This is a genomic window from Streptomyces sp. NPDC001410, assembly GCF_042895235.1.
In the GTDB taxonomy this organism is placed as follows: Bacteria; Actinomycetota; Actinomycetes; order Streptomycetales; family Streptomycetaceae; genus Streptomyces.
In genome coordinates, this window is sequence record NZ_JBIAWE010000014.1 from 39,225 (window position 1) to 61,971 (window position 22,747).

General features: G+C 71.6%; 25 protein-coding genes. 18 read left to right on the forward strand and 7 right to left on the reverse strand.

Annotated elements, in window-relative coordinates; translation table 11 throughout:
• Positions 1 to 214 precede the first annotated feature (214 nt).
• Positions 215 to 1,579 carry an NAD(P)/FAD-dependent oxidoreductase gene (locus ACFY3C_RS28940; RefSeq protein ID WP_390772812.1) on the forward strand — a complete coding sequence of 455 codons (1,365 nt, stop codon included), beginning with the start codon at positions 215 to 217 and terminating at the stop codon, positions 1,577 to 1,579.
• A 20-nt stretch (positions 1,580 to 1,599) separates the two neighbouring features.
• Here ACFY3C_RS28940 and ACFY3C_RS28945 read toward each other — a convergent pair whose 3' ends face one another.
• The gene (locus tag ACFY3C_RS28945; RefSeq protein ID WP_386574388.1) at positions 1,600 to 3,063 is read right to left on the reverse strand and encodes a regulator; all 1,464 of its coding nucleotides are present in this window, start codon (positions 3,061 to 3,063) and stop codon (positions 1,600 to 1,602) included.
• A 238-nt stretch (positions 3,064 to 3,301) separates the two neighbouring features.
• Between ACFY3C_RS28945 and lipB the strand changes: the two genes are divergently transcribed.
• The 4 genes from lipB (at position 3,302) to ACFY3C_RS28965 (ending at position 6,407) form a co-directional block, all read left to right on the forward strand.
• Positions 3,302 to 4,099: a lipoyl(octanoyl) transferase LipB gene (lipB, locus tag ACFY3C_RS28950; RefSeq protein WP_386574390.1), complete on the forward strand. Its 798-nt coding sequence runs from the start codon at positions 3,302 to 3,304 to the stop codon at positions 4,097 to 4,099.
• 145 nt (positions 4,100 to 4,244) lie between these two features.
• Entirely contained in the window at positions 4,245 to 5,234 is a 990-nt protein-coding gene (gene lipA / locus ACFY3C_RS28955; protein WP_386574391.1) for a lipoyl synthase, read from the forward strand.
• Positions 5,235 to 5,446: 212 nt separating this feature from the next.
• Entirely contained in the window at positions 5,447 to 5,644 is a 198-nt protein-coding gene (locus ACFY3C_RS28960) for a hypothetical protein (RefSeq protein WP_386574392.1), read from the forward strand.
• 61 nt (positions 5,645 to 5,705) lie between these two features.
• On the forward strand, positions 5,706 to 6,407 hold the full coding sequence (locus tag ACFY3C_RS28965) for a DUF4191 domain-containing protein (protein ID WP_386574393.1): 702 nt from the start codon (positions 5,706 to 5,708) through the stop codon (positions 6,405 to 6,407).
• 88 nt (positions 6,408 to 6,495) lie between these two features.
• On the opposite strand, the gene ACFY3C_RS28970 is transcribed toward ACFY3C_RS28965, so the two are convergent.
• The gene (locus ACFY3C_RS28970) at positions 6,496 to 6,963 is read right to left on the reverse strand and encodes an RDD family protein (protein ID WP_390772813.1); all 468 of its coding nucleotides are present in this window, start codon (positions 6,961 to 6,963) and stop codon (positions 6,496 to 6,498) included.
• A gap of 208 nt (positions 6,964 to 7,171) precedes the next feature.
• Between ACFY3C_RS28970 and glnA the strand changes: the two genes are divergently transcribed.
• Positions 7,172 to 8,581: a type I glutamate--ammonia ligase gene (gene glnA / locus ACFY3C_RS28975; protein WP_023551311.1), complete on the forward strand. Its 1,410-nt coding sequence runs from the start codon at positions 7,172 to 7,174 to the stop codon at positions 8,579 to 8,581.
• A gap of 107 nt (positions 8,582 to 8,688) precedes the next feature.
• Here glnA and ACFY3C_RS28980 read toward each other — a convergent pair whose 3' ends face one another.
• Positions 8,689 to 8,934: a hypothetical protein gene (locus ACFY3C_RS28980; RefSeq protein ID WP_386574395.1), complete on the reverse strand. Its 246-nt coding sequence runs from the start codon at positions 8,932 to 8,934 to the stop codon at positions 8,689 to 8,691.
• A 276-nt stretch (positions 8,935 to 9,210) separates the two neighbouring features.
• Here ACFY3C_RS28980 and ACFY3C_RS28985 point away from each other — a divergent pair, with 276 nt between their 5' ends.
• From ACFY3C_RS28985 to ACFY3C_RS29000, 4 genes are all read left to right on the forward strand, one after another.
• The gene (locus ACFY3C_RS28985) at positions 9,211 to 9,468 is read left to right on the forward strand and encodes a hypothetical protein (protein WP_390772814.1); all 258 of its coding nucleotides are present in this window, start codon (positions 9,211 to 9,213) and stop codon (positions 9,466 to 9,468) included.
• A gap of 21 nt (positions 9,469 to 9,489) precedes the next feature.
• Positions 9,490 to 10,872: a hypothetical protein gene (locus ACFY3C_RS28990; protein ID WP_390772815.1), complete on the forward strand. Its 1,383-nt coding sequence runs from the start codon at positions 9,490 to 9,492 to the stop codon at positions 10,870 to 10,872.
• 118 nt (positions 10,873 to 10,990) lie between these two features.
• Entirely contained in the window at positions 10,991 to 11,908 is a 918-nt protein-coding gene (htpX, locus tag ACFY3C_RS28995; protein ID WP_390772816.1) for a zinc metalloprotease HtpX, read from the forward strand.
• A 34-nt stretch (positions 11,909 to 11,942) separates the two neighbouring features.
• The gene (locus ACFY3C_RS29000; protein WP_390772817.1) at positions 11,943 to 12,527 is read left to right on the forward strand and encodes a hypothetical protein; all 585 of its coding nucleotides are present in this window, start codon (positions 11,943 to 11,945) and stop codon (positions 12,525 to 12,527) included.
• Positions 12,528 to 12,543: 16 nt separating this feature from the next.
• Here ACFY3C_RS29000 and ACFY3C_RS29005 read toward each other — a convergent pair whose 3' ends face one another.
• Positions 12,544 to 12,813: a hypothetical protein gene (locus tag ACFY3C_RS29005; RefSeq protein ID WP_390772818.1), complete on the reverse strand. Its 270-nt coding sequence runs from the start codon at positions 12,811 to 12,813 to the stop codon at positions 12,544 to 12,546.
• A 90-nt stretch (positions 12,814 to 12,903) separates the two neighbouring features.
• Here ACFY3C_RS29005 and ACFY3C_RS29010 point away from each other — a divergent pair, with 90 nt between their 5' ends.
• A complete protein-coding gene (locus ACFY3C_RS29010) occupies positions 12,904 to 14,568 on the forward strand; it encodes an alpha/beta fold hydrolase (RefSeq protein ID WP_390772819.1) in 1,665 nt (554 codons plus the stop codon).
• An 8-nt stretch (positions 14,569 to 14,576) separates the two neighbouring features.
• Here the strand turns inward: ACFY3C_RS29010 and ACFY3C_RS29015 are convergent, their stop codons facing one another.
• Complete coding sequence (locus tag ACFY3C_RS29015; RefSeq protein WP_390772820.1) at positions 14,577 to 15,944, reverse strand: DUF2252 domain-containing protein; 1,368 nt, start codon at positions 15,942 to 15,944, stop codon at positions 14,577 to 14,579.
• A 179-nt stretch (positions 15,945 to 16,123) separates the two neighbouring features.
• Between ACFY3C_RS29015 and ACFY3C_RS29020 the strand changes: the two genes are divergently transcribed.
• On the forward strand, positions 16,124 to 17,305 hold the full coding sequence (locus ACFY3C_RS29020) for a winged helix DNA-binding domain-containing protein (RefSeq protein WP_390772821.1): 1,182 nt from the start codon (positions 16,124 to 16,126) through the stop codon (positions 17,303 to 17,305).
• A gap of 49 nt (positions 17,306 to 17,354) precedes the next feature.
• Here ACFY3C_RS29020 and ACFY3C_RS29025 read toward each other — a convergent pair whose 3' ends face one another.
• The gene (locus ACFY3C_RS29025) at positions 17,355 to 17,669 is read right to left on the reverse strand and encodes a hypothetical protein (RefSeq protein ID WP_386574410.1); all 315 of its coding nucleotides are present in this window, start codon (positions 17,667 to 17,669) and stop codon (positions 17,355 to 17,357) included.
• Between the two features lie 232 nt (positions 17,670 to 17,901).
• Between ACFY3C_RS29025 and ACFY3C_RS29030 the strand changes: the two genes are divergently transcribed.
• From ACFY3C_RS29030 to ACFY3C_RS29040, 3 genes are all read left to right on the forward strand, one after another.
• On the forward strand, positions 17,902 to 18,558 hold the full coding sequence (locus ACFY3C_RS29030; RefSeq protein ID WP_390772822.1) for a maleylpyruvate isomerase N-terminal domain-containing protein: 657 nt from the start codon (positions 17,902 to 17,904) through the stop codon (positions 18,556 to 18,558).
• Positions 18,559 to 18,625: 67 nt separating this feature from the next.
• Positions 18,626 to 18,994 (forward strand): arsenate reductase family protein, encoded by a 369-nt coding sequence (locus tag ACFY3C_RS29035; protein ID WP_390772823.1) that lies wholly within the window; start codon positions 18,626 to 18,628, stop codon positions 18,992 to 18,994.
• Positions 18,995 to 19,114: 120 nt separating this feature from the next.
• Positions 19,115 to 19,855 carry a hypothetical protein gene (locus ACFY3C_RS29040; protein ID WP_386574414.1) on the forward strand — a complete coding sequence of 247 codons (741 nt, stop codon included), beginning with the start codon at positions 19,115 to 19,117 and terminating at the stop codon, positions 19,853 to 19,855.
• A gap of 4 nt (positions 19,856 to 19,859) precedes the next feature.
• Here ACFY3C_RS29040 and ACFY3C_RS29045 read toward each other — a convergent pair whose 3' ends face one another.
• Positions 19,860 to 20,726: an alpha/beta fold hydrolase gene (locus ACFY3C_RS29045; RefSeq protein WP_390772824.1), complete on the reverse strand. Its 867-nt coding sequence runs from the start codon at positions 20,724 to 20,726 to the stop codon at positions 19,860 to 19,862.
• A gap of 68 nt (positions 20,727 to 20,794) precedes the next feature.
• Here ACFY3C_RS29045 and ACFY3C_RS29050 point away from each other — a divergent pair, with 68 nt between their 5' ends.
• The 3 genes from ACFY3C_RS29050 (at position 20,795) to ACFY3C_RS29060 (ending at position 22,739) form a co-directional block, all read left to right on the forward strand.
• Positions 20,795 to 21,262, forward strand: coding sequence for a MarR family transcriptional regulator (locus ACFY3C_RS29050; RefSeq protein ID WP_390772825.1), 468 nt, complete (start codon positions 20,795 to 20,797; stop codon positions 21,260 to 21,262).
• A 200-nt stretch (positions 21,263 to 21,462) separates the two neighbouring features.
• Positions 21,463 to 22,494 (forward strand): glutamine synthetase, encoded by a 1,032-nt coding sequence (gene glnII / locus ACFY3C_RS29055; protein WP_386574417.1) that lies wholly within the window; start codon positions 21,463 to 21,465, stop codon positions 22,492 to 22,494.
• Between the two features lie 122 nt (positions 22,495 to 22,616).
• Positions 22,617 to 22,739: a hypothetical protein gene (locus ACFY3C_RS29060; protein WP_386574418.1), complete on the forward strand. Its 123-nt coding sequence runs from the start codon at positions 22,617 to 22,619 to the stop codon at positions 22,737 to 22,739.
• Positions 22,740 to 22,747 lie beyond the last annotated feature (8 nt).

The following is a 22,747-nucleotide window of genomic DNA, read 5'->3' on the forward strand; positions in this document are numbered from 1 at the left end:
GACGCCGTGCACGCGGCCTGACATGACGTCAAGAAGCTCCTGGGATCTCCTGCGACCTCTTGTGACCGTATGCGACCGCCGTGCGACCGTGCCCTGTTGATGCGCGACTGTTCCCGACCGATCACGGCCCTAACCTCGACCCGAACTCGGGTATCCCTGGAGCCTGTTGGGGGCATGACGTCTCCACCGGCCGCGCAACCACAGGAGGGGCCTCGTGCTTGAGCCCGCGTACCAGGTGGACGTCGTCATCGTGGGAGCCGGAACCGCCGGACTCTCGGCGGCTCATCGGCTCACCAGCGCAGGAGTAACGACCGTAGTCCTGGAGGCCGCCCCTTACGTGGGCGGCCGCATGTCGACCGAGAAGGTCGACGGCTTCCGGCTCGATCGCATCGGACAGCTGCTGTCCACGTCCTATCCCGAGCTCCGGCGCACTCCGGGGCTCGGCTCACTCACCCTGCGCCGCTTCGCGCCGGGCGTGCTGCTGCACCGCGACGGACATACCCACCGCGCGGGCGCCCCGGCGACCGGAGGGAGCGCAAGGGGCGCACTCCATGTGGTGCGCGCCCTGGCGAGCGCCCCCAGGGGCTCGGCGGCCGCACCGGGCCGATCCGGTGCGCCGGTGGGCGGCGCGGTCGACCAGGCCCGCCTGGGCACCGCCCTGGGCCGGATCGCCGCCACTCCCGTCGAACGCCTGCTGTCCCGGCCCGAACTGCCCGCCGCACAGGCCCTCGCGGCCCGCGGGGTGCCCGCCCGGACCATCGACGGCTTCCTGCGCCCGCTGCTCGCCGCGCTGCTGTGCGACCCGGAGCTGACCACGTCCAGCCGGTGCGCCGACCTGGCGCTGCACTCCTTCGCGAGCGGCCGGCTGTGCGTGCCGGAGGGTGGCGCGGAGGTGCTGCCGGAGCTGCTGGCCGGCGCGCTGCCGCCCGGCACCGTGCGCACCGGGGTGCGGGTCACCTCCGTGTCCACGACCTCGGTGACCACGGCCGAGCACGGCGAGATCCGCTGCCGTGCGGTGCTGCTGGCGACCGACGCGCGGGCCGCGGCCGAGCTGCTGCCGGGGCTCAGGGTGCCGGACTTCCATCCGGTGACGGTCGTTCACCACACCACGGACGAGCCGGCCGCGGTCCTCACGACGGGCACGTCGCTGCTGCTGGACGCCGACCGCGGCGGACCGGTCGCGCACACGGCGGTGCTCAGCAACGTCGACCCGAGCCGCGCGCCGGCCGGCCGCGTGCTGATCTCGTCGACCGTGCTGGGCACCCCGCCCGACGGCGTCGACACCGCAGTCCGCATCCACCTCTCGCGGCTCTACGGCACCTCGACGCGCCGCTGGGAGACGCTCGCCGTGCACCACACCCCGCAGGCGGTACCGGCGATGCGCCCCCCGCACGACCTGCGCCGCCCGGTACGCCTGCTGGCCGGCCTGTACGTCTGCGGCGACCACCGCGACACCAGCACCGTCCAGGGCGCCCTGCACTCGGCCCACCGGGCCGCGGCGGCGATCCTGGCGGACCTGGGGGCGACGGGTTCGCTACACAGCGCGGACCCGGCACCCACTTTGCCCCGGGCGGCGTAGACGCCCTGAAGGGCTGTTGCTCACCCCAACGCCGCCACCTTCTCCCGATACCCCCGCACCGGTGCCGCGTCCCGATACGGCTCCAGCCTGCGTTCGAAGTCCTTCACGTACTCGATCGCGCGAGCGCTCCGCATCTCCGCCGCCTGGCCGGCGGCCTCGGCGGCCAGTGTGCAGGCCTGGTCGAGTTCGCCGAGGCCGAGCCGGGCGGTGGCGAGGACGACCCGGCAGAACAGGCGGCTGCGGGCGTAGGAGGGGGCGCGCAGCTGGAGGGAGCGCTCCGCGTGCTGGGCGGCGGCCCGGAACTGCTGCAGGTCGCGGTGGCAGTGCCCGAGTTCGTCGGAGAGCTGCGCCTCGTCGAAGAACCGGGCCCAGTACGGCACGTCGTCGCCGGGCCGGGCCGCCTCCAGGGCGCGCTCGGCCCGCACCAGCGCCCCGGTGCACGCCCTCACCTCCCCGAGCACCCCGTGCGCGCGGGCCTCGGAGGCGTGCAGCAGCGCCTGCACGACCGGCGGTGCGCCGGTGCCGACCCCCTGCTGGGCCACCCGCGCCAGCTGTACGGCCTCCCTGCCGTGCCCGAGGTAGACGGCCTGTCGGCTCATGGTGACCAGCACGTAGGAGCCGTAGGACCGGTCACCTGCCGCCTGAGCCAGGCGCAGGGCCTGCACGAAGTAGCGCTGGGCGAGTCCGTGCGCGGCGATGTCGTACGAGGTCCAGCCGGCGAGCCTGGTGAGGTCGGCGGCCGCGGCGAACAGGCGGCGGCCGGTCTGCTCGTCGTAGGCGCCGCGCAGCATCGGCTCGCACTCGTGCTCCAGGTAGCGCACGAGGGCCTGCCGGGCGTGGCCGCCGCCGTAGGCGTCGTCGAGGGTGCGGAACAGTTCGCCGACCGAGCGCAGCGCGGCGATGTCGCCGCCGGTGACCTTGTGGCCGGGGGCGCGGGCGGCGTGCCCGCGGGGCCGGGGCGGCGCCGGTACGGCCTCCGGCCGCTCCCGGGCGGCGGGACGGCCCTGGGCGGGCACCCGGGGTGCCGGCTCCCGGGCCACCCTGTCGTCGGCCTTGCCGATCAGCCAGTCCCGGCTGGGCACGACCAGACCCGCCGGGGTGAAGGCGATCTTGCGCAGCTCGGCGTGACTGCCGGAGTCCTTGCGCCACAGCCCGCTGACGATGTCGACGGCCTCCTCGGGGGTGGCCGCGAACTCGAGCCCGGCGTACACCGGCGCACAGGCGTCCAGGCCGAGATCCTGGGCCGTGAGCCGGCGTCCGAGCCGGCGTGTGAACACCTCGGCGATCAGGGCGGGCGTGGTGCCCCGGGGCTGCTGTCCGCGCAGCCAGCGGGTGACCGAGGTCTTGTCGTATCTGAGGTCCAGCCCGTGCTCCAGACCGAGCTGGTCGACGCGACGGGCCAGACCCGCGTTGGAGAATCCCGCTTCTGCGATGAGCGCGGCGAGCTGGCGGTTGGGGGTGCGCTGCGCGGGTCGGTCCGTCATCTGCGGTGCGGTCTCCTGCCTTCCGGCGCCTGAAGTGCCGGGATTGCCTGTGAGCAGCCCTTATGGCCTGCTGGACGGCGCGAATGTAGCGGAGAGTGAGTAGACGATCACATGCTTCGCCGTGCATTCATCCGATCGTGTGAGGATTGCCCCCAGGGCTGACGTACGCCGGGCGGACGTACAGTGGCGTGGGCGCGTTACGTGCCTGACACACCCATCGCTGAGGGAGGCGCTTGCCGTGAGTGAGTTGCGGTTCGTCCACATGGGGTTCGGCGCGGACGCCGTCGAGTACCAGGAGGCGTGGGACGAGCAGCGCCGGGTGCACGCGGCCCGGTTCGCCGACGAGACCCCCGACACCGTGCTGCTCCTGGAGCACCCCCCGGTGTACACGGCGGGCCGCCGGACCGAGGACAGCGAGCGTCCGCTGGACGGCACCCCGGTCATCGACGTGGACCGCGGCGGCAAGATCACCTGGCACGGCCCCGGTCAGTTGGTGGGCTACCCGATCCAGAAGCTGCCCCGCCCGGTGGACGTCGTCGCCCATGTGCGCCGCCTCGAGGAGGCTCTCATCCGCACCTGCACCGAGTTCGGCGTGGAGACCACCCGGGTCGAGGGCCGCAGCGGTGTGTGGGTGCTCGGCGACCCGGTCGAGCAGCGCCCGGCCCTCGGCGGACTCTCCCTCGACTTCGACCCGCGGCTCCAGGACGAGGAGTTCGACCCCCGCCTGAACGGCCCGGAGTACGCCCCCTCCAACGCCGGCCAGCGCCGCGAGGACCGCAAGATCGCCGCGATCGGCATCCGCGTCGCCAAGGGCGTCACGATGCACGGCTTCTCCTTCAACGTGAACCCGGACAACCGCTGGTTCGACCGGATCATCCCGTGCGGCATCCGTGACGCCGGGGTGGCCTCCCTGGCGGGCGAACTGGGCCGCGACATCACCATCGAGGAGGTCCTGCCGGTGGTGGAGCGCCACCTGAGGGACATCCTGGAGAACGCGGATCTGAAGCCGAGGGTGATCGAGAAGGCATCCGCCTGATCGGGGAATGCGCCCCATGGCTGTGAGGTTGGCCTCACGCGTAGGGCTCAGTTAATACGGGCGTACGCTGGTGTACGCCGAAGAATCGAAGACTACGTCTGAGCAATCAGACGACTACGTCTCAGCAATCAGCAGGGAGCCGGTCGTGTCCGCAGTCGCACCCGACGGACGCAAGATGCTGCGCCTGGAGGTCCGCAACAGCCAGACCCCCATCGAGCGCAAGCCCGAGTGGATCAAGACCCGGGCGAAAATGGGCCCCGAGTACACGGCGATGCAGAAGCTCGTGAAGAGCGAGGGCCTGCACACCGTCTGTCAGGAAGCCGGCTGCCCGAACATCTACGAGTGCTGGGAGGACCGCGAGGCGACCTTCCTCATCGGCGGCGACCAGTGCACCCGGCGCTGCGACTTCTGCCAGATCGACACCGGCAAGCCCGAGGCCCTCGACCGTGACGAGCCGCGCCGCGTCGGCGAGTCCGTGGTCACCATGGACCTGAACTACGCCACCATCACCGGCGTCGCCCGCGACGACCTGGAGGACGGCGGCGCCTGGCTGTACGCCGAGACCGTGCGCCAGATCCACCAGCAGACCGCCGGGCGCGAGGCCGGCCGGACCAAGGTCGAGCTGCTGGCTCCCGACTTCAACGCGGTCCCCGAGCAGCTGGCCGAGGTCTTCTCCTCCCGTCCCGAGGTCTTCGCGCACAACGTCGAGACCGTGCCGCGGATCTTCAAGCGGATCCGCCCCGGCTTCCGCTACGAGCGCTCTCTGAAGGTCATCACCGAGGCCCGCGACTTCGGCCTGGTCACCAAGTCCAACCTGATCCTCGGCATGGGCGAGACCCGCGAGGAGGTCAGCGAGGCGCTCAGGCAGCTGCACGAGGCGGGCTGCGAGCTGGTCACCATCACCCAGTACCTGCGCCCCTCCGTGCGCCACCACCCGGTGGAGCGCTGGGTGAAGCCGCAGGAGTTCGTGGAGCTGAAGGAGGAGGCCGAGCAGATCGGCTTCTCCGGTGTGATGTCCGGTCCGCTGGTCCGGTCCTCGTACCGCGCCGGGCGCCTGTACCAGATGGCGATGGAACAGCGTGAGTCCGCTGCTCCGCAGCCGGGTGGCGGCTCCATCGCGACCCAGGCTGTGTGAATTCACGCACAAGCTATTACTGGCCAGTAATGGCCGAGTCGACGCGGTCCTGACCGTCCTCGCTGATGAGGGCACCGTCAGGGCCGCGTCAGTGTTTCGGCGCCCTGTATCAAGGCTTCATTGGCGTTTGACCGGTCGGTCACGCCCTGGTAACACCAATCAGTGACTCTGATATCACGCGACGTACACCCGACCGAGGGGGGACCTCGATCATGCAGGCCGCGCCCGTCCGCGCCACCGCCATTCCGTCCTTCACCGACGCGCTCCGCGCCGTGGAGTCCCTGCTCATGAGCGGCGGCCAGCGCACCGCCCGCCGCAACGCCTGGACCTCCGTGCTGGAGGACCGCCGCCGCGCCAAGGACCGGGTCGAGGCGCAGCGCGTGCTCGAGCAGGCCGCCACCCGCTCCTGAAACCTTTCTTCGCCGGGCACCGCCGTCGTGGGCACTCCCGGGGGCACGTAGACTTCGTGGCATGGCGAGGAAGGAAACCGCGGCGGACGCCGCGAACGCAGGGCGACTGAAGCAGATCGCCCTTACGTACAAGATGACCCGCAAGGCCGACAAGAAGATCGGTCTTGTGCTGGCGGCCGTCGGTATCGGCACCCTCGGTGTCTTCCTCGCGATCGGCTTCCTGATCGGGCACCCGGTCTATCTCGGCATCCTGGGCCTGCTGCTGGCCTTCCTGGCGACGGCGATCGTCTTCGGCCGCCGCGCCGAGCGTGCCGCGTTCGGGCAGATGGAGGGCCAGCCGGGCGCCGCCGCGGCCGTGCTGGACAACATCGGCCGGGGCTGGACGACGACTCCGGCGGTGGCGATGAACCGCAGCCAGGACGTGGTGCACCGCGCGGTCGGCAAGGCCGGCATCGTGCTGGTCGCCGAGGGCAACCCGAACCGGGTGAAGAGCCTGCTGGCCGCCGAGAAGAAGAAGATGAACCGCATCGTGGCGGACGTGCCGGTGCACGACGTGATCGTGGGCAACGGCGAGGGCCAGATCGAGCTGAAGAAGCTGCGCACGACCATGCTGAAGTACCCGCGCGTGCTGACCGGCCCCCAGGTGACCGCCACCAACGACCGGCTGCGCGCCATGGGCGACCTGATGAGCAACATGCCGCTGCCGAAGGGTCCGATGCCGAAGGGCATGCGGATGCCGAAGGGCGGGCCGAAGGCCCGCTAGTCCGTCCTCCTCGTACGAGAAAGGGGGCGCCCGACCAGTGGTCGGGCGCCCCCTTCGTCGTACGAGGGTCAGCTTCGTCGTACGAGGTTCAGCTGCGGACTTCCACGGTCTTCGCGATCCGGTCGTGCAGGCCGCGGCCGTCCCGGTCCCAGATCAGGGCGGGGATCGCCAGGCACAGCAGGACCGTGCGCAGCAGGGCGCGCAGCGGGTTGACCGCGCCGGTCTGCAGGTCCACGACCCGGATGCCGAAGAGGCGCTTGCCCGGGGTGAAGCCGATCGTGCCGACCGTGAGGCCGCTCATCACGAAGAAGATGAGCAGGGCCCAGTTGCTGGTGGCGGGGCTGTTGCCGTGCGTGATCAGGCCGTATGCGATCAACACGCACAGACCCCAGTCCACGGCCAGGGCGCCGAGGCGCCTGCCGGGCCGTGCGATCGAGTTCGGTCCGTCCTCCGGGAGGCCGAGCTGCTCGCCCCGGTATCCGAAGTCGGCGCCGGCTTCTTCCATGGCCGCGCGCGGCCCGGAGAGCCACGATCCCATTGCTTGCCTGTTGTCCACCCGTCCACGGTACGCGCCCGGAATCGGGCAGGGCGCACAGGGGTGTGTCGGGGCTACGGTGGAACCGTGGCCGGTTAACTTCTGCGAAACAAACGGGTCACGCCCGAGAAATCACCCGTCCCTAGGGTCGAAGGCAGCGTGTGCCACCGCACTGGCCGCACGAACGATCTACCACCCCGGCCGGACGGTCGGGAGTAGGAGGAGCTGGATGTTCCAGAACGCCGACGAGGCCAAGAAGTTCATCGCGGACGAGGACGTCAAGTTCGTCGACGTCAGGTTCTGCGACCTGCCGGGCGTCATGCAGCACTTCACGGTGCCCGTCGAGGCGTTCGACCCGGACGAGGAGCTGGCCTTCGACGGATCGTCGATCCGTGGTTTCCAGGCCATCCACGAGTCCGACATGGCCCTGCGCGCCGACCTCTCCACGGCCCGTGTGGACCCGTTCCGCCGCGACAAGACCCTCAACATCAACTTCTTCATCCACGACCCGATCACGGGCGAGCAGTACTCCCGTGACCCGCGCAACGTGGCCAAGAAGGCCGAGGCCTACCTCGCGTCGACCGGTATCGCGGACACCGCGTACTTCGGTCCCGAGGCCGAGTTCTACGTCTTCGACTCGGTCCGCTTCGCGACCACCGCGAACGAGTCCTTCTACCACATCGACTCCGAGGCGGGCGCCTGGAACACCGGTGCCATCGAGGACAACCGTGGTTACAAGGTCCGCTACAAGGGCGGCTACTTCCCGGTCCCGCCGGTCGACCACTTCGCCGACCTGCGCGCCGAGATCTCCCTGGAGCTGGAGAAGAACGGCCTGAAGGTCGAGCGCCAGCACCACGAGGTGGGCACCGCCGGCCAGGCCGAGATCAACTACAAGTTCAACACGCTGCTCGCCGCGGCCGACGACCTCCAGCTCTTCAAGTACATCGTGAAGAACGTGGCCTGGCGCAACGGCAAGACCGCGACCTTCATGCCGAAGCCGATCTTCGGTGACAACGGCTCGGGCATGCACGTGCACCAGTCGCTGTGGAGCAACGGCGACCCGCTGTTCTACGACGAGGCCGGTTACGCGGGCCTGTCGGACACCGCCCGCTACTACATCGGCGGCATCCTCAAGCACGCCCCGTCGCTGCTGGCCTTCACCAACCCGACGGTGAACTCCTACCACCGTCTGGTCCCGGGCTTCGAGGCGCCGATCAACCTGGTGTACTCGCAGCGCAACCGCTCGGCCGCGATGCGTATCCCGATCACGGGCTCCAACCCGAAGGCCAAGCGCGTCGAGTTCCGCGCGCCCGACTCCTCCGGCAACCCGTACCTCGCCTTCTCCGCCCTGCTCCTCGCGGGCCTGGACGGGATCAAGAACAAGATCGAGCCCGCCGAGCCGATCGACAAGGACCTCTACGAGCTGGCCCCCGAGGAGCACGCGAACGTGGCCCAGGTCCCGACCTCGCTGCCGGCCGTCCTCGACTCGCTGGAGGCCGACCACGAGTTCCTCCTCCAGGGCGACGTGTTCACGCCGGACCTGATCGAGACGTGGATCGACTTCAAGCGCACCAACGAGATCGCGCCGCTGCAGCTGCGTCCGCACCCGCACGAGTTCGAGCTCTACTTCGACGTGTGATCGACGCTGCCCACAGCGTGTGAGGGCCGCCACCGGGAACGCTCCCGGTGGCGGCCCTCGGCCGTTGTTTGCGGCCCGCGTCCTTCCTGTCCTTGCGGCCGCGGCCGTCAGCTCACGACAACGACCACGACGGGGGTGTTGAACCCGTTGTTGAAGCCGAAGCCGTTGTTGAAGCCGAAGAAGCCGTTGCGGTTGAAGCAGTCGCCCCGCCAGTTGTTGCAGCCATGGTTGGTGGGCACCTGGTTCGGGGTGGCTGCCGACGCGGTACCTGCCGTGCTGATCGCGGCTCCGCCGATCATCAGGACGCCGACGGCGGACACTGCGGCGAGACGCCGCGCACGATGTGCATTCATGGATCCACCTTCCTTCCACCCCTCGTGCGGCTTTCCGGGCACGAGACGGATGGCCGCGACCAGGGAGTGCAGAGTCCGGCGCGGGTAGGGGGTGCCGCACGACCAGTGGGAGAAGCAGGGCAGACGACGTCGGACACCCTGCGGTGCGGCTCTCACCGAAAATGCTAGCCGCCCGGCGACCACCCAGCATCCCGGGCAACCTTTGCCGCTTCCCATGCTTCCTATTCTCGGGGGATCATCCTCCTGGTTCTGTCCGACGAGAGAGGTTGAACGGGGATGACCGAACAGGACGACTGGGAGCACGAGTTCGATCACAGATGGGCGAACTCTGCCGAGCACAAGGAGCCCTCCGCACGGGCCCGGATGCTCGCCGCCCGCTGGAAGGAGAACCCGCCGGACCCGGCGCCGTTCCGCGCCGACCCGGACCCGGTGGGGCCACGGCGGTCGTCGTGGGTGTCGACGGCCGTGGTGCTGGGCTGCGTGGCGGCGGTGATACTGCTGCTCGGGTACGCGCAGATGCGTTCTCTCTACTAGGAGCATCGGGGGGTTAAAGGGATGCGGGAGGGGACCTGGGCCGCGGGGCGGCTGGCCGAGGGCTCGGTGCTGCGGGACGTGATCGACACGAGCGACCCGAGCGCCTGGCTGTGGCTGGACGAGCAGGTGCGGGCGGACGAGTGGTACTTCCCGCCGTACGGCGTCCCCGCCTGGGAGGAGACGGCCGGCGGCCGTTCGCTGACGGCCGCCCTGCGCGCCGACGTCCCGCTCACCGAGGGTCAGCTCGCGCTGGCCCTGTGCCACCGGGACGGCCGGATCCGGCACCGGGCGCTGGGCCGTGTCGCCGGGCGGCCGGCGCTGCTGCCGCTGGTGGCCGTGCGGTGTGCCGACTGGGCGCAGCCGGTGCGGGAGCTGGCCAGGAAGCGGCTCGTCGAGGCGCTGGACGCGGAGGCGGAGGCGGAGGCGGCCGCACGGCTCGCCCCGCTGGTCCGGCGCCTCGCCGACCGCCACCGGGGCGACTTCGCCCTCGGCCTGCTGGGCGAGGTGCTGCGGCGGGCGCCCGGTGAGCAGCTGGCGCCCCTGTTCGCCTCCCCAGACCGCCCGGTACGCCGCTTCGCTTACGGCCTCGCCGTCGAGGAGGGGCGGCTCTCCCCCGCCGAGCTGGCCCGCGCGGCCGCCGGGGACGACGACGCCGTCGTCCAGAGCCTGTGCGCCGAGGCCGCGCTGGCCGCCGTGGGGGAAGGGGACACGGAGGAGGTGCTGGGGGCACTGCTCGGCGCCCGCAGTCCTCGGGCCCGGTCCGCCGGGGTGACCGCGCTGCGGCGCCTGGAGCGGCCCGAGCGGGCCGTGGGGTTTCTGGTGGACCGGTCCGCGCTTGTGCGGGCCTGTGCCCGGTATGTCGTACGGCAGTACGGGACCGATCCGCTGCCCTGGTACCGGGAGCGGTGCGCCGACCCCGGTGACCCCGCGCTGCCGCCGGGTGCCGCGATCGGGCTCGCGGAGTGCGGGACCCGCGCGGACGCCGCCCTGCTGTGGCCGCTGCTGGACCACCCGGTGCCCGGCGTGCGGGCCAGGGCGGTGGCCGGGCTGCGCACGCTGGACGTGACGGACCTGCCGCGGATGCGGCGGCTGCTGGACGATCCGGCGCCCGGGGTCGTCGGCGAGGCCACCCTCGCCCTGCTCCCGTCGGCCGGACTGCTGCCCGAGGCGTGGCTGGCGGAGCGGCTGGCGCCGGAGCGGCCGCGCTGGGTACGGGTGTCGGCGTACCGGCTGCTGGACGCGCACGGAGGCGTCGTACGGCTGCGGGCGGCCGTGGCGCTGCTCGGTGACGCGGACGAGCGGCTGCGCTCACGGGCAGAGCTGACCGTGCGGCGGTTCCGGTGGTGGGGAACGGACGCCGAGGTCGCGGAGCTGCTCGACCGGGCCCGCGCCCACCTGGGCTGAGGCCCCCGAACTCACAGGAAGCCTTTGCTGCCCCTAGGTCTGCTCGCGACCTCCTTATGGGATTGAGCAGGTGCACACTGGACATCGGGACGAGTGCCTGACTGCGGGGTGATGCAAGATGCAGAGCCGCTTTAGGAGCGATCGGCGTCTGACCGTGCGGATGACGGTCACGATGTTCCTGCTCGGGCTGCTGTACGTGGCCTTCGTCGCCGCGCTGATCGTGCTGCTGAAGTCCTGGCTGCTGGTGGTGGTCCTGGTCGGGGCGATGTTCGTGGCGCAGTTCTGGTTCTCCGACCGGATCGCGATGTTCGCCATGCACGGGCAGGTCGTGGAGCGCGAGGAGTATCCCGAGCTGCACGCGGTGGTCGACCGGCTGTGCGCGATCGCGGACATGCCGAAGCCGGTGGTCGCCGTCTCCAGCATGGACATGCCGAACGCGTTCGCGACCGGGCGCAATCCCGACCACGCCGTGGTCTGTGTGACCACGGGGCTGCTGCGGCGGCTGGAGCCCGCCGAGCTGGAGGGCGTGCTCGCGCACGAGCTGTCGCACGTGGCGCACAAGGACGTCGCCGTGATCACGATCGCGTCGTTCCTCGGGGTGATCGCGGGACTGATCGTCCGGTTCGCCTTCTACTCACAGCTCTTCGGCGGCCGCAGGGACCAGAACACCGCTGTCGTCTTCGCGGTCGTGATGGGGGTCTCGGCGGCCGTGTACGCGATCAGCTTCCTGCTGATCCGGGCCCTGTCCCGGTACCGGGAGCTGGCGGCGGACCGGGCGGCAGCGCTGCTGACCGGCCGGCCCTCCGCGCTGGCCTCGGCGCTCACCAAGGTCTCCGGGGACATCGCCCGGATCCCGACCGAGGACCTGCGCACGGCCCAGGCCTTCAACGCCTTCTACTTCACCCCGGCGACGGGCAAGGAGCCCGGCATCGAGCGCTTCTTCTCCACCCACCCGACGCTGGAGCAGCGGCTGGAGCAGCTCGGGCGCATCTCCGCGGAGCTGGGCGAGGCGGCCGCTCCCGGAACGGCGGGCTGAACACGTGAGACGGCTGCGGAAGGCGGGCTGAACCTTGGGGCTGCTGGACATCCTGCTCGGGCGCACGAAGCCCGTCGCGCCCGACCTCGACCAGCTGTTCGCGCTGCCGTCGGCGGCCGTGACGCTCCAGGCCGCGGCCGGGTTCACGCCGACCGGCGACGGCGCGGTGTGCTTCGCCACGGTCGAGGGCGCGGCCTTTGAACAGACCCACCGGGAGGTCCAGGCGCTGCTCGACGCGGACGCGGACCGCAGCGGCCCTCCGGTGGAGTTCACCCAGGACGGCTACGGCTACTCCTGGCTCTTCTCCCGGCGGACCCCCGACCAGCTGCCCCAGCTGGTCAACGACCTGCACGCGGTGAACAGCTCGATGGAGGTCAACGGGTTCGGGCCGCAGCTGCTGTGCTCCCTCGCCGTGTTCCAGGACGAGCGGGAACGGCGCCTGGCCCTCGTCTACCTCTACAAGCGCGGCACCTTCTACCCCTTCGCGCCCCTGCCCGGCGCCGCCGAACGCCGGGACAGTGCGCTGGAGTTGCAGGTGAAGGCCGTGCTCGCGAACGACCTCAGGGTCGAGCAGGACCTGAGCCGCTGGTTCCCGGTGTGGGGAGCCCCCGGCCTGTGACCGGGGGCTCCGCTGCTCACCTGCTCTTCTCGCGCTCCTGACGCCGGGCCTCGAAAGGGCGCTCGCGCCGGTAGCGGCGCTCCCACCTGGCCTGACGGTCACGGCGCTCGCGGTAGGCCTGGTAAGTGGTGGGCGCGCCCGGCTGTCCTCCCCCGGCGGACGGGGTTTCGCCCCGCCCGTACCGCACGTACAGGAAGAGCACGGCGACGGCGGCGAGCCACCAGGTGTGGTTTCCGAATCCGAGGATCACCAGGACGGCGGTCCCGGACAGGACGATGGTGCCCATGACGGTCCTCCGTTCGCGTGGATGTGTGATCGGCGTGAATCCAGCGTAGGGACGCGGTCACTCGGAGTGCATCCCGATTTCCGTGAGTGAATGGGCGTCATGAGCGAGCCGATCCCCTTCACTCAGCCGGTCTCCTTCACTCACGAGTACGACGGTGAACGCCTCAGCGGTCTGTACGGCGGCGGTCCCGGACGGGCCACCGTCATCCTCCTGCACGGCGCGGGCAACGGCAGCAAGGAGCGGCTGCTGCCGCTGCTCACCGAGGCCGCCGCGCACGGCTGCCGCGCCCTGGCCTTCGACTTCTCCGGGCACGGCGAAAGCACCGGTGCGCTCGCGGAGTTGAGCCTGCGCCGGCGGTTCGAGCAGGCGGTGGCGGTGCTCGACGCGCACGCTCCGGCGGACGACCCGCTGGTCCTGGTGGGGTTCAGCATGAGCGGGCAGACGGTCGCGGATCTCGTACGGCACTACGGTCCGCGAGTGGCCGCCGTGGGCCTGTGCGCGCCCGCCGTGTACGCGTCGGAGGCCCATGACGTGCCCTTCGGGAGCAGCGACGGAAGGTTCAGCGAGATCATCCGTACGCCCGGCAGCTGGCGGAACTCCCCCGCTCTCACGGCCCTGCGGGCGTACGAGGGCCGGGCGGTGCTCGCGGTACCGGGCACGGACGCGGTGATCCCGCCGGAGGTGACGGAGGCCGTCCAGGACGCGCTGTCGGCGCGCGCCCAGTACACCCGCTTCGAACTCCCGGACGCCGAGCACCGGTTGGGGCTGTGGTTCCGCGACCACGCCGAGGACCGGCGGGAGTTCGTCGCGGCCCTGCTCGGCGGGCTCGACGAACAGGGCTGGGCGGCGACGCGGCGGTGGGTGGCCGAGCGGCTTCCCGAGGGCCGTACGGTCGCCGGCTCCCGCCCGCTGTCCGGGGGTTGGTCCTCGCAGATGCGCGGGCTCACCCTCGACGACGGGGAGGAGCTGGTGCTGCGCACCTTCGTGAAGCCCTTCTTCCGGCGGCATGCCCCGGGCCTGCTGTCCCGGGAGGCGGCCGTGTTCGGCCTGCTGGCGGGGCAGGAGGGCATCCCGGCCCCGGCGCTGGTCGCCGTGGACGCCACCGGCGAACACTGCGACCATCCCTCGCTGTTGATGACCCGGCTGCCCGGTCTGGTGCGGGTGGACGAGGAGGACCCGGAGTCCCTGGACCGGCGCCTGGACCTGCTCGCCGCCCAGCTGGGGCGGATCCACACGGTCGTACCGCGGGAGCGGCCGCGCACCTACCAGGCATGGACCTCGCCCGAGCGGGTGCGCACCCCGGGAGGCCGGATATGGGAGCGGGCGGTGGACGTGATCCGGCGCGACCCGCCGCCGTACGAAGGGCGCTTCCTGCACCGGGACTACCACCCCGGGAACGTGCTCTTCACGGGCGCCGGGGACGGACTGCGCATCAGCGGGGTCGTGGACTGGGTGGAGACCTCATGGGGTCCCGCCGACCTCGACGTCGCGCACTGCTCGACGGCCCTGGCCCTGCTGCACGGCCCGGCGTACGGTCTCGCCTTCCGGGACCGCTACGAGGAGCGGGGCGGCGCCGGGCTCTCGGACGGTCCCGACCACCTGTACTGGCGGCTGCTGGACGCCCTGGCCTACTCCCCCGACGCGCAGAAGCTGGCCGGGCCGTGGCGTGAGCTGGGGCGCACGGATCTGACGCCGGACGTGCTGGGCGGGCGGCTGGAGGCGTATGTGCGCGGGCTGCTGGAGCGGTACGGCTGAGCGGCCGGTCACACCCCCGGCTCGGCCGGCACCACCCCCGCCGCGATGGCCGCGCCGAGGGTGGCGTGGTCGGCGGCGGTCCGGTCGGCGTAGGACACGGCGAAGTCGGCCATGGCGTGGTCGAAGGTGTCGGCACTGCCGAGGTAGGCGGCGATGGCGATGCGGTCGCCGGAGCGGGCGTGGGCGCGGGCCAGGGTGGTGCCGCAGAGGCGGGCGTAGGCGAGCAGGCCGGCCGGGTCCAGGCCGGCCACCTCGGCGGAGCCCTTCATGTCGCGCAGCTGGCGCCAGTAGAAGGAGCGGCCCTGCGGCCCGCTCATCCAGCCGAGGAAGATGTCGGTGGCGGACTGCAGCAGCCGCTGCCCGGCGACCACCCGGTGCCCGGGATGGACGTACGGCCCGCTCGGCAGATGTTCCTCGAGCACCGAGGACCGCGCCTCCTTGATCTGCAGGAACAGCGGGTCGTCGGCGTCGCGGCCGGCGAGCAGCACGATGAAGCAGCGCATGCCGACGCTGCCGACGCCGACGACCTTGCGGGCGGCGTCGACGAAGCGGTAGCGGTCGAGGAGGTGGCGGCGCTCCTCGGCGAGGGTGGAGCGGTAGTCGCAGAAGATCTTGCGCAGGGAGGCCATGTCCGGCGCGCCGGCGGGTTCCAGGAGCGGCGGGTCGTGGATGATCCGGCGGCGCCCGTCGACCACCTCGGTCAGCCTGCCCAGCGCCTGGAGGCTGGTGCGGCGGCGGGCCCGGGTGAGGCTGGACTCCAGGCGGCGCCGGCGGCGGGCGGAGCGGACGAGCGGCAGCAGGCTCTCGGCGTCGACCTGCTCGTACCAGACGGCCAGTTCCCCGAGTCCGGCCATGCGGCGTATGGCCGTGCGGTACCCGGCGGCGGCCGCCCGGGCCGCGGCCCGTTCCCCGGCCTTGGTGTGCCCGTTCTCCCGGGCGGCCACGGCCACACTGGCCGCGAGCCGTTTGACGTCCCACTCGAAGGGCCCGGGGTGGGTCTCGTCGAAGTCGTTGAGGTCGAAGAGCAGGCTGCGTTCCGGGGAGGCGTAGAGCCCGAAGTTGAGCAGGTGGGCGTCGCCGCACAGCTGCACGGTGAGCCCGGTGTGCGGCTGGGTGGCGAGGTCGGCGGTCATCACCGCGGCGGCGCCGCGCAGGAAGGCCAGCGGCGAGCCGGCCATCCGCCCGTACCGGATCGGCAGCAGCTCCGGCAGCCGGTCCCGGCCCTGCCGCTCCAGTACGGCGACGGGGTCGCGCCGGTCGGCGGACGGGAGCCAGAGGGCGTGCGCGGAGCGGGGGGCGTGCTTTCGGGCCTCTTTGCCGCGCCGGGCCCGGTCCTCGGGGGTACCGCGCCGGAAACGGTCCTCGGGGATGCTCATACGGCAGCCTCTCTCTGCGGGGGCCTCGCCCTTCCCGTCACCTCCTGACCTCCTGTTCGCAGTGAAGGGCGTGGGGGTGGTCGTGCGCATGCCGGGCACGGCGATCGGGTGACGGGGCCGACTGTCAGTGGCGTCGGCGACGATGCGGGCAAGGCATGGTGAGCGACGCGGAGGTCGGCATGGGTGACGGACGGCGGCACATCGGCGTGGCGGAGCGGCGGGCCCGGCTCGCCCTGCGGCACCGTCTGGCGGGCCCGGCGCGGGCGGCGCGGCCCGAGGAGGTCGCCGCATCGCTGGTGGCCCTGCACGGCACGGACCCGGCGACGGTGTACCTGGCGGTGGCGGCGCGGCTCGCCGACCCGACGAAGGCGGTGCCTCAGACCGAGCGGGCGCTGTACGAGGACCGTACGCTGGTCCGGATGCACGGCATGCGGCACACGGTGTTCGTGTTCCCGACCGGGCTGACGGCCGTCGTCCACGCGTCGACGGGCCTGACGGTGGCCGCCCGCGAACGGGCCTCCCTGCTCAAGGACATGGCCAAGGCGGGTGCCCCGGACGCGGACTGGCTGGCGGAGGTCGAGGCGTCCGCACTGGCCGCGCTGGCGCGGCGCGGCCAGGCGACGGCGGCGGAGCTGACGGCGGACGAGCCGCGCCTGCGCGAGCAGTTCGTGTACGCGGCCGGGAAGAGCTACGAGGGCGTCCACACGGTCTCCTCCCGCCTGCTGCGTGTGCTGGGCGTGGAGGGCAAGGTGGTCCGCGGCCGCCCGCTCGGCTCCTGGACCTCCGGTCAGTTCCGCTGGGCGCCGGCGCCCGAGCATCCCGAACTGGACCCGGCGCGGGCCCAGGCGGACCTGCTGGAGCGCTGGCTGCGGGCCTGCGGCCCGGCGACGGAGGCGGACCTGAAGTGGTGGACGGGCTGGCGGGTCACCGAGGTCCGGCGCGCCCTGTCCGCGATCGGCGCACAGGAGGTCCGTCTGGACGAGGGCACGGGGTACGTCGCCGACGGCGACACGGAGCCGGCCTCGGCCCCCGGGGAATCCTGGGCGGCCCTGCTCCCGGGCCTGGACCCGACGGCCATGGCCTGGCAGCAGCGCGACTGGTACCTCGCCCCGGACCTGCGCCCGCATCTCTTCGACCGCAGCGGCAACGTGGGCCCGACGGTGTGGTGGGACGGCAGGGTGGTGGGCGGCTGGGCCCAGCGGGCGGACGGGGAGATCGTCTGGCGCATCCCCGAGCCGGGCGTACGCCGGGAGGCCGAGGCGGCGGTCGCGGCGGAGGCGGAGCGGCTGCGGGCGTGGGTGGGGACGACGAAGGTGACTCCGCGCTTCCGGACTCCCCTGGAGCGGGAGTTGTCGGCGTGAGGTGCCGGGTGCCCCGCGCGCACGCGCACGGGGCACCCGGCACCACGGCTCAGCGCGAGTACCGCATGAACGCCCGCACCATGTGGCACGTCGTGTCCGACGGCGGGTGCACGCCGATCTGCTCGGCCGTGCTGCGGATCGTCTCGTTGCGCGCCTGGTCGGGCAGGTAGATCCCCAGGTCGAGCAGGGCTATGGCCAGGCGCATGGCCTTCAGGCGCCGGTTGTGCGTGACGTACCAGTCGCGCGGCCGCCCGGCCGGCAGGGCACGCTTCTGCATCGGCACATAGGGCGAGTCGAGCTGGACGGAACGCTTGGCGGTGGACTGGGTCGGCAACGGCTTGGTCTTCAGGGCGGCAGCGGGCACAGGCATCCTCCTGTCGCGGTCAGGGCAGCACCGGAAGGCTCCGGCGATTCCCTCGAACACTGCCTCCAGTTTACTGCCCGGCACTGACAATGAGGGAGTCCAGAGGGTTCGTCAAAGGTCCAGGTCAGCAAGGAAATTACCACCGCGTCACCTCAGGTTCGGGAGGTGCGCGTGAGACGGCAGAAATTCGAACAGAACCGATGGCGGGGGCGGTCCGCGATACCGTGCCGCGGTGGACCTCTTCGCACACTCGCGGACGGCCTTGCGCACGGCGGTCGCCGAGACCCCGGACGAGTACTTCGACCGGCCGTCCGGCTGTGCCAGCTGGCTCGTGCGGGACCTGGTGTGCCATCTGGTCATCGACGCCCAGGACGTCCTGATCACGTTGGTCACGCCCGCGGACGGCGAACCGACCGTGGACGCGGTCACCTACTGGGACCTGCTCGCCGGGCTGCCGACCTGCGAGGACCCGCTCGACGCGCTGATCCCGCGGCTGGCCGCCGCGTACGGCGAGCCGCGGTGGCTCAAGTTCCACCTGGACGACGTCGGCTGCGCCGCGGGCCGCGCCGCCGCACTCGCCGATCCCGCCGCCCGCGTCAGCACCCAGGACAAGGTGCTGACCGTCGGCGACTACCTGTCCGCGTACGTGCTCGAGTGGACCCTGCACCACCTGGACCTGATCGCGCATCTGCCCTCGGCCGCCGAGCCGCCCGCCGAGTCCCTCGCGGCGGCACACGCGTCGCTGGAGAAGATCGGCGGGATCCCGTTCCCCGCCTCGTTCTCCGACCGGGACGCGCTGGTGGTCGGCACCGGACGCCGCACGCCGACCGAGGCGGAGAAGGCCGCGCTGGGCGACCTCGCCGCGAGGCTTCCGCTGGTCCTCGGCTGACCCGTCCTCGGCTGAGCGGACCGTTCGCCCCACAGGCGGGGAACAGGGTTCGCGTACCGTGTGCCGCATGGAAATCTGGATCAATCCGGCCTGCTCCAAGTGCCGCAGCGCGCTCAGCCTTCTCGACGCCGAGGGGGCCGACTACACCGTCCGCCGTTATCTGGAGGACGTGCCCAGCGAGGACGAGATCAGGGCCGTACTCGACCGGCTCGGGCTCGAACCGTGGGACATCACCCGCATCCAGGAGGCCGCGGCCAAGGAGCTGGGGCTCAAGGAGTGGGCGCGCGACGAGACCTCGCGGAACCGGTGGATCACGGCCCTCGCCGAGCACCCCAAGCTCATCCAGCGCCCGATCATCACGGCCGACGACGGAACCGCCCTGGTCGCCCGTACCGAGGATGCGGTACAGGAGGCGCTCTCCCGGAAGAAGAGCTGAGCGAGGCTCAACTCCCCTGTGACACAGGTTACTTCGACAAACTCCTGCAACCGCTGAGTAACCTCGTTCGGGATCTCGTACATAGCGGCGTACGCTCCCCTACCTCTTCAGGAGGCGCGGATGTCGCGCAGGAGAACTCTCGGCACGAAGAAGAAGATCGCGCTGCTCGTCAGCGCCGCGGCGGTGGCGGGCGGCGGGGCCTTCGCGCTGGCGTCCACCTCGAACGCCGCGCAGAGCCCGCAGAACGCCAAAACGCTGTCCGCCGGGGACTCGACCGTCTGCCAGGGGCTGGCCACGGCCCACGGCAACAACGACAAGTTCATCGCGGACCAGAAGGCGAAGCCGGACGCGCAGTCGGCGGCCCGGATCGCCAACCGCGAGGCGGTCATCAAGCAGATCGAGGTCCAGCAGAAGGCTGCCGGATGCACCGTTGGGGAGTCGGCTCAGGGCTCCCAGGCGGCGCAGGGCAACGCGGGCCAGCAGGGCAACGCGGGTCAGCAAGGCAACGCCGGCCAGCAGGGCAACGCGGGTCAGCAGGGCAACGCGGGTCAGCAGGGCAACCAGCAGGCCGGCGGCGCGGGGAACAACGGCGGTGGCGCTGCCGCGGCCTCCGGTCAGCAGGTGTGCAAGGGCTCCACCGTCACGCTCTCCGGCGAGGGCGGTGCCCCGGCCGCGTCCAGCAGCCAGTTCCCTGCGGGCACGACCCTGAAGGTCACCAACCTGGACAACAACAAGTCCACGACGGTGAAGGTCACCTCGGTCTCCGGCAGCTGTGTGCTGCTGAACAACGCGGCCTTCGAACAGGTCCGGGAGCCGGGCAAGTTCCTCATCCGCCGCGCGGTGATCGAGAAGGTGGGGTGAAGGTTCAGCCACCGGACAGGAAATCGGTGAGGTGACGGGCCAGGCCGGGTGAGGCCGCCTGCGGCAGCGCGTGGTGGGAGACGCCTGAGAGCACGTCGATCTCCACGCGCGGCAGCACCGCGCCGGCCCGGCTCGTCACCGTGGCGGGGTCATGGGTCCTGCTGTTCGCTGCCACGAGCAGCAGGACCGGCACCTCCAGGGCGCGCAGCGCGTCCGGTGCCGGGCGGGGGTCCGTCACCGGCTTCGCGGACGGGAAGCCCGCGCCCGCCTCCTGGAGGGCCAGCCACTCGGGGTCGAGGGACGCTCCCCCGGTCTCCCACTCCAGGAACGCGCGGACCCGGCGGGGCGCGGGCCGCAGCAGCATGGGCAGGGCGTGGAGCAGGTACGCCGCCTTGTATCCGGCGAAGCACAGGGTCGGATCGAGGAGGAACAGGCGGCGTACCCGAGCAGGTGTGCGCAGGGCGTGATGCAGGGCGATCCAGGCACCGTACGAGTGCGCGCCCACGTCGGCCGACGTCACGCCGAGGCCGTCCAGCAGGGCGTCCAGCCAGGAAGCCAGGTCGGCGACCGTACGGGGGTGGCGGTCGGTGGCCGGGGTGCTCAGGCCGGGGGCGCCGATCAGGTCGGGGGCGTAGACGCGCCGGACGCGGGCCAGGTCGGCGGCCTGGGCGTACCAGGACGCGGAGGTCGCGGTGCCACCGCCCGGCAGCAGGAGCAGCGGGGGCGCCTCGCGCGGGCCGCAGATGTTGACCCGGGTGTCGCCGAAGGGTGTGGCGACGGTCAGCGCCTCGCGGTCCGCCGGCCATTTCGCCAGCACCTTCTCGTACGCAACCCGGAAGGCGTCGGCGTCGTACACGCTCGTCCTCGGCATGGAGAGACCCCCTATTATCTCGCTCAGCAAGATACTCGTTGAGCGAGATAGTACGCCGGAGGATCCGTATGTCGACCCCGCCCCGCCCCGACGCGGTGCCCGAGATGGAGTTCGTCCACCTGCTGCGGGCCGTCGCCGTCGAACTCGGCCTGCACAGCGCCCGGTTCGCGAACCAGAACGGCATGCATCCCACGGACGTACGCGCCCTGATCGCGCTCATGGACGCGCGGCGCGCGGGCGAGGAGATGACCGCCGGGCGGCTCGGGGCCGAGCTGGGGCTCAACTCGGCGGGGACCACCGCGCTCGTGGACCGGCTGGAGCGGGCCGGGCAGGTGCGGCGGGTGCGCGGGGAGCGGGACCGGCGGCGGGTCGTGGTGGAGGTGGAGGAGCGCGCGGTCGAGCTGGGCCAGGCGTTCTTCGGCCCGCTGATCGAGCGGTCGCTGGAGCTGCTGCGCGGGTACGACGAGCGGCAGCTGGCGGCGATCCGGGGATTTCTGGGGGGAGTTCGGGAGGCCGCCGCCGAGGGTCGCGAGTGAGCGCCCATACCCCGCGGGTCCGGCCCTCACAACGTGAGCCGGGACACAGAACCACCAGGTAACACGGGGTTCACACGAGAGCAATGATCGGGAAATCGCCTGTTGACAGGCTGCCCGGCAGATCGACGCGGCGCCCCAGTGCCGCAGCGCCGCAAGCACCCGCGAGTGCACCCGCACCCACCCCCGAAGGATGTGGCCCCGTGACCTTCAAGGCTGAGTACATCTGGATCGACGGCACCGAGCCGACGGCCAAGCTGCGTTCCAAGACGAAGATCATCACGGGTTCCCCCGCCGGTCTCGACGCGCTGCCGATCTGGGGCTTCGACGGGTCGTCCACGAACCAGGCCGAGGGGCACTCCTCGGACCGTGTGCTCAAGCCGGTCTTCACCTGCCCGGACCCGATCCGCGGCGGCGACGACATCCTCGTCCTGTGCGAGGTCCTGGACATCGACATGACCCCGCACTCCTCCAACACGCGTGCCGCGCTGGCCGAGGTCGCGGAGAAGTTCGCCGCGCAGGAGCCCATCTTCGGCATCGAGCAGGAGTACACCTTCTTCGACGGCGCCCGCCCGCTGGGCTTCCCCGAGGGCGGCTTCCCGGCCCCCCAGGGCGGCTACTACTGCGGTGTCGGCGCCGACGAGATCTTCGGCCGCGAGATCGTCGAGGCCCACCTGGACAACTGCCTGAAGGCGGGGCTCGCGATCTCCGGCATCAACGCCGAGGTCATGCCCGGCCAGTGGGAGTTCCAGGTCGGCCCGGTCTCCCCGCTGGAGGTCTCCGACCACCTGTGGGTGGCCCGCTGGCTGCTCTACCGCACCGCCGAGGACTTCGGCATCTCCGCCACCCTCGACCCCAAGCCGGTCAAGGGCGACTGGAACGGCGCCGGCGCGCACACCAACTTCTCCACCAAGGCGATGCGCGAGGGCTACGACGCGATCATCACCGCCTGCGAGTCGCTCGGTGAGGGCTCCAAGCCGCTCGACCACGTCAAGAACTACGGCGCCGGCATCGACGACCGTCTGACGGGTCTGCACGAGACCGCCCCGTGGAACGAGTACTCCTACGGCGTCTCCAACCGCGGTGCCTCGGTCCGCATCCCGTGGCAGGTCGAGAAGGACGGCAAGGGCTACATCGAGGACCGCCGCCCGAACGCCAACGTCGACCCGTACGTGGTGACCCGCCTCCTGGTGGACACCTGCTGCTCCGCCCTGGAGAAGGCCGGCCAGGTCTGATCCGCCCAGTGGCTGCCACGAGGGGCGTCCGCCGTCTTGGCGGGCGCCCCTTGTGTGTTGGCCGACGTCCGAGGAGTGAGAGCGGGCTCCTGCCCTTGCGGCTCATCTGATTCAATGGGTCCATGGCCAGCTTCCGGAAGTACCGCGCCACGGGTCGCCATGACCTGGAGCCCTTCTGGCCGTCCCGTCAGCACCACGACTTCGACCGGGTGTGTTGCCGCGCGACGAACGCGCCGGCCCTCTGAAGCCGTAC

Excerpts from the sequence above, each read along its gene's own strand:
- ACFY3C_RS28945 (WP_386574388.1), bottom strand. The coding sequence starts at position 3,063 with ATGACGGACCGACCCGCGCAGCGCACCCCCAACCGCCAGCTCGCCGCG.
- ACFY3C_RS28960 (WP_386574392.1), top strand. The coding sequence starts at position 5,447 with ATGCAGGCCGCGCCCGTCCGCGCCACCGCCATTCCGTCCTTCACCGAC.
- ACFY3C_RS28965 (WP_386574393.1), top strand. The coding sequence starts at position 5,706 with ATGGCGAGGAAGGAAACCGCGGCGGACGCCGCGAACGCAGGGCGACTG.
- glnA (WP_023551311.1), top strand. The coding sequence starts at position 7,172 with ATGTTCCAGAACGCCGACGAGGCCAAGAAGTTCATCGCGGACGAGGAC.
- ACFY3C_RS28980 (WP_386574395.1), bottom strand. The coding sequence starts at position 8,934 with ATGAATGCACATCGTGCGCGGCGTCTCGCCGCAGTGTCCGCCGTCGGC.
- ACFY3C_RS28985 (WP_390772814.1), top strand. The coding sequence starts at position 9,211 with ATGACCGAACAGGACGACTGGGAGCACGAGTTCGATCACAGATGGGCG.
- ACFY3C_RS28990 (WP_390772815.1), top strand. The coding sequence starts at position 9,490 with ATGCGGGAGGGGACCTGGGCCGCGGGGCGGCTGGCCGAGGGCTCGGTG.
- htpX (WP_390772816.1), top strand. The coding sequence starts at position 10,991 with ATGCAGAGCCGCTTTAGGAGCGATCGGCGTCTGACCGTGCGGATGACG.
- ACFY3C_RS29005 (WP_390772818.1), bottom strand. The coding sequence starts at position 12,813 with ATGGGCACCATCGTCCTGTCCGGGACCGCCGTCCTGGTGATCCTCGGA.
- ACFY3C_RS29010 (WP_390772819.1), top strand. The coding sequence starts at position 12,904 with ATGGGCGTCATGAGCGAGCCGATCCCCTTCACTCAGCCGGTCTCCTTC.
- ACFY3C_RS29015 (WP_390772820.1), bottom strand. The coding sequence starts at position 15,944 with ATGAGCATCCCCGAGGACCGTTTCCGGCGCGGTACCCCCGAGGACCGG.
- ACFY3C_RS29020 (WP_390772821.1), top strand. The coding sequence starts at position 16,124 with ATGGGTGACGGACGGCGGCACATCGGCGTGGCGGAGCGGCGGGCCCGG.
- ACFY3C_RS29035 (WP_390772823.1), top strand. The coding sequence starts at position 18,626 with ATGGAAATCTGGATCAATCCGGCCTGCTCCAAGTGCCGCAGCGCGCTC.
- ACFY3C_RS29040 (WP_386574414.1), top strand. The coding sequence starts at position 19,115 with ATGTCGCGCAGGAGAACTCTCGGCACGAAGAAGAAGATCGCGCTGCTC.
- ACFY3C_RS29045 (WP_390772824.1), bottom strand. The coding sequence starts at position 20,726 with ATGCCGAGGACGAGCGTGTACGACGCCGACGCCTTCCGGGTTGCGTAC.
- ACFY3C_RS29050 (WP_390772825.1), top strand. The coding sequence starts at position 20,795 with ATGTCGACCCCGCCCCGCCCCGACGCGGTGCCCGAGATGGAGTTCGTC.
- ACFY3C_RS29060 (WP_386574418.1), top strand. The coding sequence starts at position 22,617 with ATGGCCAGCTTCCGGAAGTACCGCGCCACGGGTCGCCATGACCTGGAG.